13 protein-coding genes are annotated in these 18,097 nt (G+C 62.7%); 1 reads left to right on the top strand and 12 read right to left on the bottom strand.

All coding sequences use genetic code 11. The features are described from left to right. Positions 1–53 precede the first annotated feature (53 nt). From SAZ10_RS14090 to SAZ10_RS14050, 9 genes are all read right to left on the bottom strand, one after another. Positions 54–212: a DUF3302 domain-containing protein gene (locus SAZ10_RS14090; protein WP_412535214.1), complete on the bottom strand. Its 159-nt coding sequence runs from the start codon at positions 210–212 to the stop codon at positions 54–56. Between the two features lie 7 nt (positions 213–219). After that, positions 220–1,572, bottom strand: coding sequence for a hypothetical protein (locus tag SAZ10_RS14085; protein WP_318609871.1), 1,353 nt, complete (start codon positions 1,570–1,572; stop codon positions 220–222). Then, positions 1,569–3,137 (bottom strand): VWA domain-containing protein, encoded by a 1,569-nt coding sequence (locus SAZ10_RS14080; RefSeq protein ID WP_318609870.1) that lies wholly within the window; start codon positions 3,135–3,137, stop codon positions 1,569–1,571. Before SAZ10_RS14080 ends, SAZ10_RS14085 begins: the two co-directional genes overlap by 4 nt. Then, positions 3,134–4,135 (bottom strand): VWA domain-containing protein, encoded by a 1,002-nt coding sequence (locus SAZ10_RS14075; RefSeq protein ID WP_318609869.1) that lies wholly within the window; start codon positions 4,133–4,135, stop codon positions 3,134–3,136. Before SAZ10_RS14075 ends, SAZ10_RS14080 begins: the two co-directional genes overlap by 4 nt. After that, entirely contained in the window at positions 4,122–4,649 is a 528-nt protein-coding gene (locus tag SAZ10_RS14070; protein WP_318609868.1) for a DUF4381 domain-containing protein, read from the bottom strand. The genes SAZ10_RS14075 and SAZ10_RS14070 overlap by 14 nt, the downstream gene beginning before the upstream one ends. A gap of 3 nt (positions 4,650–4,652) precedes the next feature. Further along, a complete protein-coding gene (locus tag SAZ10_RS14065; protein ID WP_318609867.1) occupies positions 4,653–5,654 on the bottom strand; it encodes a DUF58 domain-containing protein in 1,002 nt (333 codons plus the stop codon). Positions 5,655–5,664: 10 nt separating this feature from the next. Beyond that, on the bottom strand, positions 5,665–6,645 hold the full coding sequence (locus tag SAZ10_RS14060; protein ID WP_318609866.1) for a MoxR family ATPase: 981 nt from the start codon (positions 6,643–6,645) through the stop codon (positions 5,665–5,667). After that, positions 6,632–9,151, bottom strand: a complete 2,520-nt coding sequence (locus tag SAZ10_RS14055; protein ID WP_318609865.1) for a spermidine synthase — start codon at positions 9,149–9,151, stop codon at positions 6,632–6,634. The genes SAZ10_RS14060 and SAZ10_RS14055 overlap by 14 nt, the downstream gene beginning before the upstream one ends. A gap of 108 nt (positions 9,152–9,259) precedes the next feature. Continuing rightward, on the bottom strand, positions 9,260–10,876 hold the full coding sequence (locus SAZ10_RS14050; protein ID WP_318609864.1) for an arylsulfatase: 1,617 nt from the start codon (positions 10,874–10,876) through the stop codon (positions 9,260–9,262). Positions 10,877–11,193: 317 nt separating this feature from the next. Between SAZ10_RS14050 and SAZ10_RS14045 the strand changes: the two genes are divergently transcribed. Further along, positions 11,194–12,177, top strand: a complete 984-nt coding sequence (locus SAZ10_RS14045) for a formylglycine-generating enzyme family protein (RefSeq protein ID WP_412535213.1) — start codon at positions 11,194–11,196, stop codon at positions 12,175–12,177. A 216-nt stretch (positions 12,178–12,393) separates the two neighbouring features. On the opposite strand, the gene SAZ10_RS14035 is transcribed toward SAZ10_RS14045, so the two are convergent. From SAZ10_RS14035 to SAZ10_RS14025, 3 genes are all read right to left on the bottom strand, one after another. Continuing rightward, positions 12,394–12,804 carry a hypothetical protein gene (locus SAZ10_RS14035; RefSeq protein WP_318609863.1) on the bottom strand — a complete coding sequence of 137 codons (411 nt, stop codon included), beginning with the start codon at positions 12,802–12,804 and terminating at the stop codon, positions 12,394–12,396. Positions 12,805–12,971: 167 nt separating this feature from the next. Next, complete coding sequence (locus SAZ10_RS14030) at positions 12,972–15,434, bottom strand: arylsulfatase (protein ID WP_318609862.1); 2,463 nt, start codon at positions 15,432–15,434, stop codon at positions 12,972–12,974. A gap of 80 nt (positions 15,435–15,514) precedes the next feature. After that, a complete protein-coding gene (locus tag SAZ10_RS14025) occupies positions 15,515–18,067 on the bottom strand; it encodes an arylsulfatase (protein ID WP_318609861.1) in 2,553 nt (850 codons plus the stop codon). Between the last annotated feature and the right edge of the window lie 30 nt (positions 18,068–18,097).

Raw genomic sequence — 18,097 nt, 5'->3', positions numbered from 1 at the left:
TGTAGATGGCAACTTCGGCGGTCGATGCACCCGGCAACTGAAACGCCGATATGTCATCCGCGACGTCGATGACAGCGAGGAAGCGCGTCTTGATGCGGATAATTACGCGATCTGGCGATCTGATGAGGGATGTCGTGGATGGCGATCAGGCCGTAAACCAAGACGACAACGACAAAAATCAGCAGTGCCAATGCGACGTAGTCGAGGACCATCTGAGCCTCACGGATTGAGCTTAGGTAACGCCCCGGCCGCGGATGCCGTGGCAGAACGGCCCCGAGCTCGTTTCAGCCATGTCGACCTTGCCTTCGACAGGGCGCCGGACAGATCGTGCGAATCCCGGTGCTGGGCACCCCGGTCGCTGCCGAACGTGGCGCGCTCGAACCGTTCGAACTCCTCGCAAGCACCGGGGCCGCCGAATTCGAGCAGCCACTTTGGTACCGAACCTATGTTCGCCCGGCGCCCCCACGCATCCAAAGCGGCGTAGGCTGCACGCAGATCCCCCAACCGGCACGCCACCTCGACACGCCGGAAATACGTGGCTTCTGAATTTTCCCTCGCGATACGCCGTTGTTCACGTCGGGACTTGATCCTTGGCCAGGCACGGGCGCCAAGCCAGGCGAGCAGGGCCAGCGTGAGAGCGGCGCCAGCAACCCACGACAGGAGCTGCAGCCATTTCGTGTAGCCGGGAGGGCCCGCCTGCTTCGGCGCGGCGGGCGGTGCGATTGCGGGCTTGAAGGCCGTATGTTCGCCGACCGTGACTGCGATTTCCCGAACCTGTGCGACTTGTCGCTTTTGGGTCGCCGGATCGTACCAGCCGATTTCGACCGCAGGCAGGACGTAATTGCCGGGCCTCTCAAAGGCGTAAGTCACACGATCGATCCGCTTGCCTTCGGCAGAGCCTTGGCCTTGAGGTGTTCCATCCGAAAGGACGGGGTCCTGCCGATAGATCCGGACACCGTCGGGAGCAGTGAAGTCGGGTGCTGGGATCATCATCGCCTGCATGCCTTCAGCCGTCACGCTGACGGTGCGCACTAGCGTGTCGCCGACCTTGATGCCTTTCAGGTCACGGTCCAGAGCCTGAGCAACCGCGAGCTTTGCGGCGATGGCTGAGCCGGCACCGGCAGATGCCCCAGGAACGCCAGCAACGGTGAACTTCTCAGGTGGCACTGTTACCGACCCGCTCGCCGGCGGCTGTCCAGGAACGGCTGCGTAGCTGAAGGTGATCGGGACCTGCGGCAAAACGAAATCACCGGCTGCCTGGGGTGTGACGAGATAGGTCCTTCGGATGCCGGCGTAAGTGACGCTGTCGATCGTCTCGACGAGATTCATCGCGTTGTCCTGCAGCGTGACGACGGCATTGGGCAGGTCGAATTGGGGGAATTTCGGCGAGGACATGAAGAAGTTCGGTACGAGAACATCGACGCTCACGACCACCTGCTGGCCGACCACGATCGATCCTTGGGTTTCCACCCTTGCACGCACGATCGGCTCGGCCGCCGAAGCCGAGAAGACGGACAGCAGCCACAGCAGCACGAACGCGAACGGCAAGTGCCATCGGGGCAGCGATCTCATTGCGCCGGCTCGCTGGCCTCGATGGCGAATTTGCGGGCGAGCAAATCGGTTGGCGTGACCTGGATGTTCCGCATCCACATCTCGGCCGACTGCTCGGCAAGGTTCACCGTGCCCTCCTTGCCTTTCTTACCTTTCTCGTCGAACTGGATCTGGTCGGGCTTCAGGTTCGGGTCCTGTGCCTGGTCCTTGTCTTCCTTCTCGCGGTCGGCGATGAGCTTCTGGATGATGCCGAGGTTGTCCTTGGCCTCAGGCCAGTCTGGCCGTCGTTTCAGAGCCTGCAAATAGCTCTGAGCGGCTTCCGGCAGGCGGTCGAGATGAGCGAGGGCATTGCCCTCGTTGTAGTAGCTTTCGGCACTATCGATCTGAGCGAAGGCGTCCACGGCCTCGGCGAACTCACCAGCTCGGTAGTGAGCCACGCCGCGCCACATCGGGTCGTCGAAATCGGCAGCGGCCCCTCGGTAGTCGCCATTCTCGAAAGCCAGGCGTCCCTGCTGGTCATGCGTCAGCCACATGCCCATGAAGGGTGAAGTCTGTGCATATGACTGGCCCGGCATGACGAGCGCAAAGCCAAGCAGAATGCCGCTGGCCCAATGCACGGACCAACCACGCCGGAACCAGAGGGCGCCAAGCAGTGCGACCGGAATGGTGAGCCACCAGCCGAGGTCTCGCCAACGGGAATTGCCCTCCCCCTGGCTCTGCTCGAGATGGCTTTGTATGCGTCGCTTGATCCAGCCGACGTCGCTGTCGTCCAGCGTGACGGTCGCGACCTGAACACCGGTCTGGCTCTGCAGTTTCTGCAGCTGGCTGACATCCATCTTCGCGAAAACGCGGGCCCCGCTGGAATCCGTGAGAAACCGTCCTTCGCCAATCTTGATCGGTCCGCCCTGCTCCGTGCCGATGCCGAGGACCATGATCTCGTCACCGCCCGAGTTCTGCTTGAAGGAATCGAAGGCCGCCGGCTCGACCCCGTCTGTCATGAACAGGATGGTCCCCGGCACTTCTTCGGAAGCCAGGGCTGTCTGGACGGCACGCAGCGCCTTGGAGCTGTCCTTGCCCGTCTCGGGCATGATGCGCGTGGCAAGCGAATTCACATAGGTCTGGACCAGCGTCGCGTCGTCCGTCAACGGCAGCACCATGTGCGCCGACCCGGCATAAGCGAAGACCGCGGTTCGCGCTCCCTTGCGACGCTCGAGCAGGTCCTGGACCTTCAGCTTGGCCCGCTCCAGTCGCGTTGGCGATATGTCGGTGGCATCCATCGTCTGCGAGAGGTCAATTGCGATGGCGAGCGGCGCCTTGTCGTCGACGAAGGGCGGACGTTCACGATCGAAAGTCGGTCCGGCCGCGGCAATCGCTCCGAGTGCGATTGCCGCGCTCACCAGATGAACCGGCCGGAACCGCCTGGCGGCGCCGCCCTCAAGGACGAGATGGTCAAGCAGGCTCGGCGCGATCATGCCGCGCCATCGACTGCGCACATCCTCACGGCGCGAGATGGTCCAGGCCAGGGCGACGGCCGCCAGGATTGCAAGCAGCCACCAGGGCCGCAGGAAGTGGAAGTCGCCGATCACGCCGCCGCCTCCCGCTCGCTGTGGCTGCGGAGCGTGGTGATGCCCCAGGCCAAGCCATGATAGGCGATCAGCAGTAACAGCGCCGCACCCAGCGGATAATGGAACAGCTCAATCGTGGGCCGCCACGAGAGCATCTTCTGGTTGGCTGGCGTGATCCGGTCGAGCGTCTGATAGATCTGTTCGAGTTGACCCTGATCCTGCCCGAAAAAGTATCGTCCGCCGGTTGTCGCGGCGATCTTCTGCAAGGCGGCGGTGTCGAGCTTGTCTTCTCCCGTGGCGTTGGGATTGCCGATGCCGACGGTGTGCACAACAATTCCATTCTGCTTTGCGATGTCGGCCGCCTTGTCGGGCGGCATCTTGCTCGCGGTGTCGTTGCCGTCGGTGAGCACGATCAGCACTTTCTCCGGGGCCGGGCTCGCCTGGAACATCTTGATCGCCAGCCCGATTGCGTCGCCGAGCGCCGTGCGCGGTCCGGCAATGCCGGGGATAATTCCCGAGATCATCGCCTGCACCGTCTTGTGATCCTGCGTGAAGGGCACCATGGGATAAGGCGCATCACCGAAGGCGATCAGCCCGATCCGGTCGCCCGTGCGGCGTTTGACGAATTCCGAGACCACCTGCCGCACCGCATCGACCCGAGCCTCGACTTGCCCTGAGGGACTGCGGAAGTCTTCCGTATCCATTGACTGCGACAGGTCGAGCGCCAGCATGAGGTCGCGCTGCGGCTCAGTCTTCTCGACGGGAGGCTCGACGAATTGCGGCCGGGCAAGAGCGAGAACGACAAGGGCCCAGCAGATCGGTGCAATGATCCGCTGCGCCCAGTTCATGCGAGGCACGATCGAGCCCTGTGTGGGCGAAATCCCGGCGGCCCGCGTGACCTCGCCGAAGAATGGAATGCGGACCGACGCCGTTTCCTCCCGGTATGGTGGCAGCAGCCACCAGACCAGTAGTGGCAGCGGCAGCAGCGCAAGGAGCCAAGGGAATTCAAGCTGATACACGGTGCCCCTCGATCCAGCCGCGCGCGGCTTGCGTCAGAGCCACTAGCTGATGCTCGGTAACGTCGATCAGCGACTTGCCCGAAGCATATTCCCCTTGCTTCAGCAGGGTGACCAACTCCGCCGGAACCGGTGCCCCGCCCGCATTGTCCTTCAGGAATTCCACCCATCGCTCACCAGTGAGCGAGGCGACCTCGCCGCGAGGCCAGGCGGCCAGCGCTACGCGCTTGAGCAGCTCCGGCAGGGCGCGCACCGCTGCCGATCTTTGCTCGGGTCGGTCGATCTGTCGTTCAAGAAGCGCAAGCTCAGCCAATGCTTCCCGGCGGTAGCGGTTCACTCGGCGGTGATGGAGCCAGCGCCACAAAGCGAGAGCAGCGAGAGCAAGAAGAAAAAGCGCGAGCACAGCCCAGCCCCAGGTCTGCGGCCACCAAGGCACCGGGGGCGGCAAGGTAATGTCGGCCAGTGAATGCAGGGCAGTGCGGGTCTGCTCGTCGATCTGGGGCGGTGTCTTGTCCATCGGCTAGCGCCCCCGGCTATGCCAGGAAAGCTCGGCCATCATTCGGCGTAGCTGCGGCAAAACCTCCTCGGCCGCCGAGACAACCATCATCGGCAGGCCGAGCTCCCGTTGCCAGGAGAGCAGCTCGCGGCCCCTCCCCTGAGCGAACTCGGTGATGCGGCCGCGCACGTCGCTGCGACCGAACGGCAGCTCGGCCTGGAGCGTGCCGCCGCTCACCACCATCTCGCCCCGTTCGGGCAGCTGGAGCAGGAAAGGATCATAGACCAGCACCGCAAGCACGTCATTGCTCATCGTCAGCTGGAGCAGCATGTCGCGCGTCTCGGCGTCATGGCCGTCGAAGTCGCTGATGACGATTACGAGATGATCATGGGCCGCCTGGCTCGCGACGACACGAAGAGCGGCGTTGAGCTGAGCATGGCCACGCGGATCCTCTACTTGCGCGTGAAGGGCGGTGTTCTGTTCCACAATCGTGTTGAGGAAATCGATCACCGCTGCACGGCTGCGATGCGGCCGGATTTGCGTGAGCTTCCTATCGTTGAAGACGACGCCTCCGACGCGGTCGCCAACCGACAGGACGCGCCACGCGGCGAGCGCTGCCGCTTGGGCGGCCGCCACCGATTTCATCGAGCGCCGGCTGCCGAAGAACATGTTCATGCGCTGGTCGACAACGATCAGCGCCGGGCGGTCCTTCTCCTCCGTGAAGACGCGCACGAATGGCTTGCCGGCACGCGCCGTCACCCGCCAGTCCATGCTGCGGATGTCGTCGCCGGGAGTGTATTCGCGTAGCTCCTCGAAGGACAGCCCGCGCCCGCGCATATGCGACTCGTGTCGGCCGGCCAACAGCTGGCGGCCCGGCTGCCTGGCCCAGAGGCCGGGTCCGCGCACTGCCGCCTCGAGCGACACGAGGTCGGCCCCCGAGACGTAGACGCCTGCCTTGCCATCCGGCTCGCGGCGCGGGCGCGTTACGCCGGTGGAACGCCCCAGTGCCGAAAGCGAGAAAGGCATCACGACCTCCTCAAGCCACCGCGACGCGCTCCAGGATGCGGTCGACCACCTGATCCGCCGTCATGCCGGCGGCATGCGCCTCATATGAGAGGATGAGACGGTGGCGAAACACGTCATGGACGATCGCCTTCACATCGTCGGGCGTGACGAAGTCCCGCGCTTGAAACCAGGCGTGGGAGCGCGAGACCTTATCGAGCGCCAGCGAGGCGCGCGGGCTCACGCCGACCTCTATCCACTTGGCCAGATCGGCATCGTATTTGGCCGGAGTGCGCGTAGCGTAGACGAGAGCGACGATGTAATTCTCCACGGGCTCGGATACGGTGACCGCGCTGATCTCGTTGCGTGCTGTGAATATGGCCTGCTGGGCGAGCACTTCGCGCTTCTCGGCCGTTTTGTTGCCGGAGCCGGCCTCCGTCTCCTCGCCACGCACCAGCCGCATGATGTCGCCCTCGGCCTTCTCATCGGGATAACCGACCTGGACATGCATCAGGAAGCGATCGAGCTGCGCCTCGGGCAAGGGATAGGTTCCCTCCTGCTCGATCGGGTTCTGGGTCGCCATCACCAGAAAGAGCTGAGGCAGGGCACGGCTTTGGCCGCCTACGGTCACCTGCCGCTCCTCCATAGCCTCCAGAAGTGCCGCCTGCACCTTGGCCGGCGCGCGGTTGATCTCGTCGGCAAGGACGAGATTGGCGAAGACGGGGCCCTCCTGGAACTTGAACGTGCCCTTCCCGCCTTCCGTGAAATAGACTTCCGAGCCGGTGATGTCGGATGGCAGAAGGTCCGGCGTGAATTGCACACGCGACAGCTTCGCGTCGAGGTTCTTGGCGAGCGTCTTGATCGCCCGTGTCTTGGCGAGCCCGGGCAATCCCTCAACCAGCAGATGTCCGTTGCTGAGAAGGCCGAGCAGCAGCCTTTCGACCATCGCTTCCTGGCCGATGATCGACTGATTGATGCGTTTGCCGAGCGCGAGGATGTCGTCACGGGCGGTCATCCGTCCTCCGGTCGCCGAGAAACCATTCGTAGTAGGGATTGCTGGCGCCGCCGGCATCCATGAGCTTGTCCATTTGCATCTGCCAACCGCGGCGGTCGTCGACATAGGCGTAGATGCCGGCTTGATAGAACGTATCGAGAAGGTCGCGCTCACGGTGCAGCTCTTGCATGAAGTCCGCGTCCGCGCCCTCGACCGGAACCTCGTGCCGCAGCGCGAAGAGCGCGACGAGCACCGGCGCGAAAGCGTCGCGCCTCACCCAAGGCGCGTATTCGATGCTCGGCCTATCGTCCGTCACGGCCGGCGCATCGCCAGCGAAGGCAGCCAGGCCGGTCTCGTCGGCAATCCAGGTCGCGAGCAGCGCGGCTGGCGAGGCGATGCCGACCTCGCTGAGGGCCGCAGAGACCGCCGGTTCGGCGAAGCGGCGCTGGATCGTGGTCAGGTCCAGCGTCATCGGCTCGAACGAGCCAATCATCAGCATTTCGTGCAGTTCAGTGGTCCAGAGCGATGCGTAGGGGAAGACCTCGATGAAGCTCTTCACCAGCGAACGCGTGTCGTCCGCGTTCTGCGTCGGCAGCGGCAGCCATTGGGCAACTATTCCGTGCCTCGCCAGACGCGATCCGGCCAGCCTGTAGAAGTCCCTCGAATAGAGGTTCGCTACGCCGGCAGCGGAAGGCGGCGGAGGCTCCAGCGTGATCAGGTCGTGCGCTTCGGCGCTCGTGAGCAGCTCGCGGCGACCATCGCGTAGCCGGATCTCGAGCCGCGGGTCGCGGCTGGCGCCGTAATTTCCTTTGAAGCCGGATGCGGCTCGCACCACGCCGGGAAGCAACTCCGCCACCACCCGTTTGTCGAGATCCTGGACGTTGAGCAGCGCGCCTGCGGTGATGCCTGTCCCCAGCCCGATCACCAGCGCGGTGCGCGGCTCCCCGCCGTGGATGATCAGTGGAAGCAGTGCCTGAAGCCGCATATAGCGCAGCGAAGGGAGCGAATCTCCTGAATTGGAGACGCCCTGTATGTAGAGGCGGCGGAATGCACCTTTGCCGCCCTGCTGTTCGACCACCGCCACGGTGGCGCCACGCCCTTCCTCGTAAAAGGCGAGCTTGCCGTTGCGGGCTGCCGGCAGGAGCGTGGCCAGCCTGTCGACTGGTGTCGCTATTGCGGTGAGGCAGGCGGCGACGGCCGCCGCCAAAGTCGCCGCAACCAACCTGCGGCCTTGCTGACCCCAGGTGGCGGCGGCGATTCCGACAAGGCTAGCGGCAACGGCCAGAATGGCCAGCGTGCGGATCAGACCGAAATGGGAAACGAGGAAGAAGCCGGTCAGCACCGTTCCGGCAATGCCGCCGATCGTATTGAGCGCGGCGACCATGCCGACCCCTTGCCCGACCCGGCCCTCCGCCACGATCAGCCGAAGCGCTGCCGGAAACGCAGCTCCAAGCAAAACTGTAGGCAGAAGCACGATTGCCGCCGCGGCGGTGGCAAACCGCGCGCACATGCCGGCAAGCTCGCTTCCGGTCAGCGACAGCGCGATCCTTTCGGTGTAGGTCTGCAGGACGACAAGCCACTCGCCAAGCACTGCGAATTCGGCCAAAGCGACCAGGCCGGCCAAGGAGATGAGCAGGCCGAAGCAACCCCATGGGTTCCGGACCTTGTCGGCCCAGCGCGCGTAAATCGCAGACCCCGCCGCAAGCCCGGTAAGGTAGGTCGCCAGCACCACCGAAAACGCGAAGGTGCGCGTGCTCATGAACTGCACGATGGATTGCGACCACACGACCTCGTAGCCGAGCGCTATGCCGCCGGCCAGCGAATAGAGGGCAATTGCAACGACTGCATCGCGCGACATCGGCGTCGCGCTGCCCGCCGCCTTCGACGGGAGTGCAACGTTCTTGCGCTCCATCAGCAGGGCGCCGGCTGCGGCAGCCACGCTGATGACAGCCGCCGCGAAGCCGGTGCCTCTCAGCCCAACGGCCGGAATGAACAGGAAGGAGGCAAGGAGCGCACCTGCAATGGCACCGAAAGTATTGGCCGCGTAGAGCCGGCCTCCGTTCCCCCCGACCGAGCCGACCGAAGCCGAGAGGGAGCGGACCAGAACCGGCAGCGTACCGCCCATCAGGATCGCGGGAATGCCCACCAAGGCAAAAACCATGGACCATGCAAGCGGGCTCGCGATTGTCTCGAGCCAGGCAAACCACGCAGCGGCGTGAGCAAGGGTCCAGGTTACTGTCACGCCGAGCAGTGCGACGCCTGCTTCGAGTTCGGCGTAGAAGAGGAACGGCCGCTCGGTTCGGTCAGCGAGCCGCCCGAGGGTCAGCCCGCCGATCGCGAGCCCACCGAAGAAGGCACTGACGCCGGCCGAGATTGCGTAAATATCGACGCCGATGATGACGGAAAGCTGCTTGATCCAGAGGATCTGGAAGATAAGGGCCGACAGCCCCGAGCCGAACAGGAGAACGGCCGGCCAGGCAAGCCGCCGGTCCGCCTCGCCTGCGGCGTCGGTTGCGACCTGCTTCATTTGAACATCATGGACACTGACTGTCATGCGGGTTCAGTCCAGTCTCCGCAAGCTCTCGGCACGCCATGGCGTGCCGAGAGAGATTCGTATCTCGGGCCCGAGCTCCTGTCATTGGGCCGGGGCAGCCTCCTTCATCTTGGCCGCGACCTTCGCCTTGACGTCCTCGACGATCTGGTCAACCGAGAAGCTCGCCGGGGCTTGGCTGGGCGGATAATCGACGAAGGTCTGCAGGAACACTGCCGCCCTCGCCACAGCCTCGGCTGTCAGGTAGGCATTTTCTACACGCCATTGGTCATAGCCGCTCCCCGATATGTCGGCGTGCTCGTAGGGATCCATTCGGAGATTGTACATCTTCGGAACCCTGAGGCAGGTGAACGGATTGGCCCAGACGTCGAACTGACCCGGCTGCCTCTGCTCGCAGAAGACGAACTTCCAGTTGTCCATACGCATGGCAACCAGTTCGCTGTCGTCGTTGAAATAGTAGACCTCGTGGCGGGGACCCTTCGGCTCCTGACCGGTCAGGTATGGAAGCTGGTTGAAGCCGTCGAGATGCACCTTAAAGTTCTTGCCGCTGATATCCGTACCCTTGAGAAGGCGTTCCTTGATATCGGTATCGCCGGCCGCGGCGAGCAGCGTCGGGAACCAGTCGAGGCCAGAGGTTATCTCGTTGGAAACGGAGCCTGGCTTGATCTTGCCTGGCCAGCGGATCATGGCTGGCACTCGGAACGCCCCCTCCCAGTTCGAATCCTTCTCACTGCGGAACGGCGTGGTCGCGGCGTCCGGCCACGTGAACGCATTGGGTCCGTTGTCGGTCGTGAAGATAACGATGGTGTTGTCGGCGATTTTCAGGTCATCAAGTGCCTTGAGCAGTTTGCCGACATTCTGGTCCATCTCCCACATGCCATCGGCGTAGAAGTAACCCTTGCCTAACCCGGCCTTCCCCTCATACTCAGGCCGCACATGTGTGAAAATGTGCATGCGCGTGAAGTTCATCCATGTGAAGAACGGCTTCTTGGCGTCTGTCTGCCTCTTTATGAAGTCTATTGCTGCGCCAGTCGTTTCATCGTCGACCGTTTCCATTCGTTTGACGGTGAGCGGGCCGGTATCTTCGATCTTTCCGTCGGCTGTTGCCTTGAGCACGCCGCGCGGATTGTACATCTTCAGAAACGCCTGATCGTCCTTTGGCCAATACGGCCGCTCCGGCTCTTCTTCCGCATTCAGGTGATAGAGATTGCCGAAGAATTCGTCGAAGCCATGCTTGGTCGGCAGGAAGCGATCCTGGTCGCCGAGGTGGTTCTTGCCGAACTGACCGGTCGCATAGCCTAGCGGCTTCAAGGCCTGGGCGATCGTTATATCGCGGTCCTGCAGGCCGACCGGTGCGCCGGGCACGCCGACCTTGGAGAGGCCGGTCCGCCAGGCTGTCTGCCCGGTGATGAACGTCGACCGCCCTGCCGTGCAGCTGTTCTCGGCATAGTAGTCCGTGAACAGCATGCCGTCATTGGCGATGCGATCGATGTTCGGCGTCTGATAGCCCACAAGGCCGCGGCTATAGGCGCTGAGGTTCGTCTGGCCGACATCGTCGCCGAATATCACGAGGATGTTCGGCTTCGCAGCCTCTTGTGCATGAGCGACATCGATGCCCGTCGAAGGACTGAGCGCCGCACTCACCGAGAGACAGGTAGCGGCAGCAAGCGCCATCGCCCCTAACTTCAATCTCGTCTGCATTTAGAGCCTCCTGAATCAAGAGCGCATTCCTCCCGCTCAAAGCTTCCGGCGGGCGCGAAGAGACTATTGTCGCGCAGAGGCTTGGGTAAGTTGTGTTACTGTAACAGACACGCAGCCTTCCGAGGGCCCGCAAGCGTGCCCGATGCCGTTTTCTGCCTTTTTTACGGTTAAAGGCTGGTCTGCCGGTATCCCGAGCGGCTAGATTGTAAAACCCGTCGAAAACAACCGCGGGATTTGGAAAAGGCGCGCGAGCAGCTGCCCGCCGGGTGATCGGAAAGGCTGGAGGCAGCTAGCCGGGAGACGCGGAGCGAGCGAAGATGAAGGACGCCGTCATAGCCGAGGAAGGCAAAGCCGCCTCACCAGGCGAGCCGCCCTATCCTGACATGATCTGGATTCCAGGTGGCGAGTTCCTGATGGGGTCCGACAAGCACTATCCGGAAGAAGCGCCGGCGCATCGGGTCCGAGTCGACGGCTTCTGGATGGACAAGTTTACCGTGACCAACCGGGATTTCGCGCGATTCGTGGAGGAGACGGGCTATGTGACCCTCGCCGAGAAGCCGGCCGATCCCAAGGCCTACCCCGGGGCGCTCCCCGAGCTGCTCGTACCGTCATCGACAATGTTCAAAAGACCGACCGGCCCGGTCGACCTCTCCAATCACTACAATTGGTGGGTCTATGTTCCAGGCGCCAACTGGCGCCACCCGCGCGGCCCGGCGAGCTCGATCAAGAAGCTCATGGACCACCCGGTCGTTCACGTCGGTTTCGAAGATGTCGAGGCCTACGCGAAATGGGCAGGCAAGGAGCTGCCGACCGAGGCCGAATGGGAGTTTGCCGCCCGCGGCGGGCTCGATGGCGCTGAATTCGTCTGGGGCGACGAGCTCACACCCGGAGGCCAGCACATGGCCAACACATTCCAAGGGGAGTTTCCCTGGCGCAACACGCTGGAAGACGGCTTCGAATATACTGCGCCAGTCGGCTCATTTCCGCCCAACGGCTACGGCCTCTTCGACATGGCAGGCAATGTCTGGCAGTGGACGGCGGACTGGTACCAGGAGCACGGCAAGATCGACAGCCCGTGCTGCACGGCCGCCAACCCGCGCGGCGGCGCGCGTGAGGCGAGCTACGATCCCCGCCAGCCGGACGTGAAAATCCCACGCAAGGTAACCAAGGGCGGCTCGCATCTTTGCGCGCCGAACTACTGTCGCCGCTATCGCCCCGCCGCGCGAATGGCGCAGCCGATCGACACCTCGATCTCGCATCTCGGCTTCCGGTGCATCGTACGATCCACGGAAGGCCCATAAGGGCAGCGCTGCGTCCCAACAAGCACAGCAGGCGAGGAAAGGCCACAGGAACGTCGACTCGACATCCTCGCGGCCGTCCGGTCCGGCAAACGACCAGATATGGTTGGCGGGATGCCCAAGGTCCAAGGACCGCTGTGCTTGAGCGCGACTGCCGTAGACCCTGCGCCACACTTGCTGCTGCCGAGCAGATCGGAGCGGACGGCTTCGGGCGGAAACTCATCCGGCATGGCCAGAGAGCGCGCCGGGTTCGCGCAGGCAAACCAAGCACCATGCGGCAAGCAGAACGTGGACCAGAACTGCCGGCCAAAGCAGAACACCGGCCAAGTTCAGTGCCACGCCCGCGTAGGCAAGGACGATGGCGCCGAGACTATAGTAGATCGCCAATCCGACTAGCTGCGCCCGCTGGACCGCACTGCGAGAGTCACTTCTCGACAGCCAGCTCGCGACGCCTATGCAAAGGAGTGCGGCCCCCATCATGCGTCCGAAGACGAGCGCCTCTGGTGAAATCTCTGCCGATCCGAGCAAGAGTTCGGACACGACGCCGGGTACTACAATGAGCACGACACCGATTAAGGCTTCGAAGATCCCGGCCACACCGAGCACCAAGGTCCTGCTGACAGCATACATCGGCGTCCGTGCCTCTCTTTCAACCAATCCCAGCGTCGTTTGGCGGATAGGCGCGCGACAGACGAACACGCCTCCGCCGGGGCGCCCACCGTCAGCGCGGCGTCGCGACAGTTTTCTTATCGGTGGGTTCTTGTAGCCGCGATCAATCTCCCAATCGATGCATGGCCCTATCGACTCGCCTCCGCTTTCTGTTCCGGTTCGAGCTTGAAGGTCAGCTTGTCGATCTTGCCCGTGAACTCGAACGGCGTGTCGTAGCGGTACTCCACCAGCGCGACAGGCGTGCGGGTGTCGATACCGACATCGAAGCTCTCGTCCTCCGGGAACGTGATGGGGATCGTGTGGTCGAGCGAGTTCGTCGCCACTTTCTGCCCGTCGACGGAGAGAATGCCCGTGCCGCCTTTACCAAGCCCTTGACCATCGGATTTGAAGTCGAAGACGATGGTGTGCTTGCCGGGCTCCAGTTCAGGCCCTTCCCAGGTCGTGCGCTTGAGGTCGAGCAAATTGTAGAGGAACACGACCTTGCCTCGGCCGACCCCGAATTCGCCTTTGCTCAGGAACAGGCCGTAGCCGCCGAAGCGCCCGCCCTGGGTGACGATCGTGCCCTCGGCGCCGCCTGCGGGGATCTCGACTTCGGCTGTGATGGTGTAGGACTTGTTCAGGATGTCCGGCGCGGCGCTCGCCGGTGTGCCGGCCAGCTCGCCGGAATACTCGAACTCCGTTCGCCCCGCCGTAAGGCTCGGGCGCGGTGTGTTCCAGCGCGTGAGCGTCGAGTTGTCGAGCGGCAGCACGTTGTACTTCTTCGCCTCTGCGTAGAAGAGATCCTGCATCTGCTTGACCTTGTCCGGCATTTTGGCGGCAAGGTCGTTAGACTGAGTCGGATCGTCCTGGACGTTGTAGAGTTCCCAGTTGTAGCCGGTGATCACGTCCGGCGGCGGCGCAGTGCTAAGCTCCCATGGGAGCGTCGCCGGGGTGGTGGCAGCCACCCGCCCATGGTCATAGATGGCACGGTTGCCGAGCATCTCGAAATATTGCGTGGTGTGCCGGGTCGGCGCGTTGGCGTTCGCCTTGTCCCACGTGTACATCATGCTCACGCCTTCAATCGGAATCTGCTTGATCCCGTTGATCGTGTCGGGCTGTGGGATACCCGCGGCATCGAGAATGGTCGGCACGATGTCGATGACGTGGTGGAACTGGCGCCGGATACCGCCGATGTCCGTGATATGACCGGGCCACGACATTGCCACGCCCTGCGCAGTCCCGCCGAAGTGTGACGGCACCTGCTTCACCCACTTGAACGGAGTATCCATCGCCCAGGCCCAGCCGGCGGAGTAATGCGGGAAGGTCCGTTCCGATCCCCAGAACGGATACCAAAGAAACTGATCCTTGACCGGCACGGAAACGCCGTTGAAGGTGGTGAACTCGTTCGGTGTGCCGTTGATCATGCCTTCGGCACTCGCTCCATTGTCGCCGCCAATGTAGATGATCAGGGTGTTGTCGAGCTCGCCGAGGTCTTCGACTTCTTGAATTACCCGCCCGATTTCATTGTCGGCATAAGCGAGATAGGCGCCGTAGATGTCAGCCTGCTTGATGAAGAGCTTCTTTTCATCCCAACTGAGGGAATCCCACTGCGGCAACTCCTTTGGCCATGGGGTTAGTTGCGCATTCTCCGGCATGATCCCAAGGCGTTTCTGATTGGCGAAGATGGTCTCGCGTACCTTGTTCCAGCCCTCGTCGAAGAGGTGCATGTCGCTGATCTTCTTGACCCACTGCGGCGTCGGGTGATGAGGCGCATGGGTGGCGCCCGGCACGTAGTAGACAAACCACGGCTTGCCTGGTGCGATCTCCTTGAGCTGCTTGATGTAGCCGATTGCATCGTCGGCCATCGCGGTCTCCAAGTTCCAGCCGGGATTGCCCTGGAAGGGGTAGATGGCAGTCGTATTGCGGTACAGGTTCGGTTGCCACTGGCTGGCATCGCCCCCGACGAAGCCGTAGAAGTAGTCGAAGCCCATCCCGGTCGGCCATTGATCGAACGGACCGGCCTGGCTCGATTGGAACGAGGGCGTGTTGTGGTCCTTCCCGAACCACGCGGTCGCATAGCCGTTCGACTTCAGAATGGTGCCGATCGTGCCCTTCTCGATCGGGATGATCGAGTCATAACCCGGGAAGCCTGTCGCCATTTCACCGACCACTCCATAGCCGACCGAGTGGTGGTTGCGCCCCGTTATCAGGGCTGCCCGCGTCGGCGAGCAGAGCGCGGTGGAGTGAAAATTCGTGTAGCGCAGTCCGCTATTTGCGATCCGATCCATATTGGGAGTGGGAATGACGCCGCCAAAGGTGCTCGGGGCCCCGAAACCCTGGTCATCTGTCATGATGAGCAGCACGTTCGGCGCACCCTTCGGCGGCACCACACGCGGCGGCCACCAGGGCTTCGACTCGGTGGCCTTGTCCTTGATCACTCCGCCGAATGGGGCGGGAGGCGGCGGTAGCTGCTTGTCGGTGATTGTGGTGGTGGCGCTGGGCGAGCCGGGCTCGCCCGTGACTTGCTGTGCTGCCGACAGCGTCACGCCGGACAGGAGCACCGAGATGGAAGCGGCGATCCTGATTGTTGCGTTCCGAGCAGTTCCGCGCATGTTTGCCTCCATGTGACGGGTTTACCGTTGGAGCAGCGGCGCCGTATTTGGCGGCCGCTGAGGCCACCTCTTTCGGCAACCTATTGCGGGCCGGCCTGCACGTTATGAATCGGCCTGCCATCCACAGCTATGGCCTGAGTATTCTCGATATTCTTGACGTCTTCCTCGGTCAGCTTCGGCCGATCCACCTTGATCGTCAGCTTGTCGAGCTTGGCGGTAAGCGTGAACGGCGGCTTGTAGTCGGCGTCATTCACGCCGGTGAGGGTGTCGGAGCCGATATCGAAGCTTTCGTCCCACTGCAGGATCATCGGCAGGGTGTGCTCCATCGTCTGCGTCGCCACCACCTTGTCGTCCACCTTGAGCGTGCCGGTACCGGGCCGGCCGACACCGCTGAAGCTGTTGTAGGCGAGCGTGCCGGCGCCGAGTCCGTCGTATTTGAAGTCGAACTCGACGATGTGCTTGCCCGGTGTTAGCGCAGGGCCTTCCCATTTCACGCGCTTCAGGTCGACCAGGTTCCAGAGGAATACCGGCTTGCTGTTAAGCAGGTAGAAGCCGTAGCCGCCGAACCGTCCGCCTGAGGTCAGGATCATGCCCTCGGCACCGCCCGCCGGCACGTCGATGTCGGCGGTGATCGTGTAGGAAGTGTTGAGCAGTGACGGCGAGTCCCCCTGCGGCAGCCCGACCATCGGATGGGTGTAGATGAATTCGCTGCGGCCGGCGGTTATGTTCGGGCGCGGCGCCACGATGCGGGCCGCGACCGAGGCGTCCATCGGGAAGACCTGGTATTTCTTCGCCTCCGCTATGAACAGCTCCTTCATCTCCTTCACCTTATCGGGGTGCTTGTCGGCGATGTTCTGAGACTGGCTGAAGTCCTTGGTGAGATCGTAGAGTTCGAGCACTTGGTTGTTGAGCGGGTCGGGATTGGCAGGACCAAACGCCTCCCACGGCGCGCGGTTCACCTTGGTGCTGAGCAGCCAGCCGTCGTTATAGAGCGCCCACTGTCCCATCATCTCGAAATATTGGGTCTTGTGACGGGTTGGCGCGTGGGCGTTCTCCTTGTCGAATGTGTAGGCGAAACTCGTACCCTCGATCGGCGCCTGCTTGATGCCGTCCACTGTGTCGGGCGCGGGAATCCCGGTTACTTCAAGGATGGTCGGCACGACGTCGATCACGTGCGTGAACTGATCGCGCAGGCCGCCCTTGCCCTTGATGCGTGCCGGCCAGGAGATCGCCATGTTCTGCCCGATGCCGCCGAGCCTCGAGGCGTTCTGCTTGAACCAGGTGAAGGGCGTATCGAAGGCCCAAGACCAGCCCGCAGACATGTGGTTGTAGGTCTGCTCGGTGCCCCAGACGTCGTACCACTTCATCTGCACGTCGACAGGCATTTCGTTGATGCCGTTGAAGAAGGCGACCTCATTGGGCGTACCCAGGGGACCGCCCTCGGCGCTCGTTCCGTTGTCGCCGTTGATATAGATGATGAGCGTGTTGTCGAGCTTGCCCATATCGTCGATGGCTTGGATGACACGCCCGATCTCGTGATCGTTATAGGCGACGTAGGCGGCGAAGACGTCTGCCTGCCTGACGAAGAGCTTCTTCTCCGTCGCGGTCAGATCATCCCAGTTCTTGAGGACTTCCGTCGGCCAAGGCGCAAGCTGTGTGTTCTGAGGGATTACGCCAAGCTTCTTCTGGTTCTCGAAGATCTGCTCGCGAAGCTTGTTCCAGCCCTCGTCGAACAGATGCATCTGGCTGATCTTATCAACCCATTCCTTGGTCGGGTGATGGGGAGCGTGTGTGGCACCCGGGGCGTACTTCATAAAGAAGGGCTTGTCGGGCGCCGTTTGATTGAGCCGGTTGAGATAGTCGATGGCGTCGTCGGCCATTCCGGTGACCAGGTTCCAGCCTGGCTTGCCTTCGAAGGGGTAGATTTGCGTGGTATTGCGAAAGAGGTTCGGTTGCCACTGGTTTGCATCGCCGCCCACGAAACCGTAGAAATATTCGAAGCCCATTCCGGTCGGCCATTGATCGAATGGCCCGATCGAGCTCGCGGCAAAAGCCGGGGTATTATGGTCCTTTCCGAACCAGGACGTAGCGTAGCCATTGTCGAGGAGTATCCGCCCGATGGTTGCTTTGTCCTTGGTGATGATACTGTTGTAGCCGGGGAAACCCGTGGACTGCTCGGAGATCACGCCGAAACCGGCTGAATGATGGTTCCGACCGGTAATCAGCGCGGCGCGCGTCGGAGAGCACAGCGCGGTGGAGTGAATGTTGTTGTAACGCAGGCCGTTCGCAGCAACGCGATCCATCGTGGGTGTCGGAATGACCCCGCCGAAAGTACTCGGGACGCCAAAGCCGGCGTCATCCGTGATGATGAGCAGGATGTTGGGCGCGTCCTTCGGCGGCACGATGCGCGGCGCCCACCAGGGCTTCGAGTTGAGGGCGTCATTCTTGATGACTCCCCCGAAACTCGGGTCGGGCGCCGGCAATTGCTTTCCGTCGATCGTCGTCGTAGCGCTCGGCGAGCCGAGCGTGCCGGTCACCTGCTGCGCTGCCGCCAGCGTCACGCCGGACAGGAGCGCTGCAAGGGAAGCGACGATCCCAAATACTGCTTTCCGAGTAGTTCTACAGGGGTCCATTCTTTCCTCCCGTGGCAAGCGGAAGACTCC

It is taken from the genome of Mesorhizobium sp. BAC0120, assembly GCF_033542235.1.
Lineage (GTDB): Bacteria > Pseudomonadota > Alphaproteobacteria > Rhizobiales > Rhizobiaceae > JAWRCU01.
Note: the sequence above shows the minus strand (reverse complement) of the source record. Positions and strands in the feature narration are given on the sequence as shown.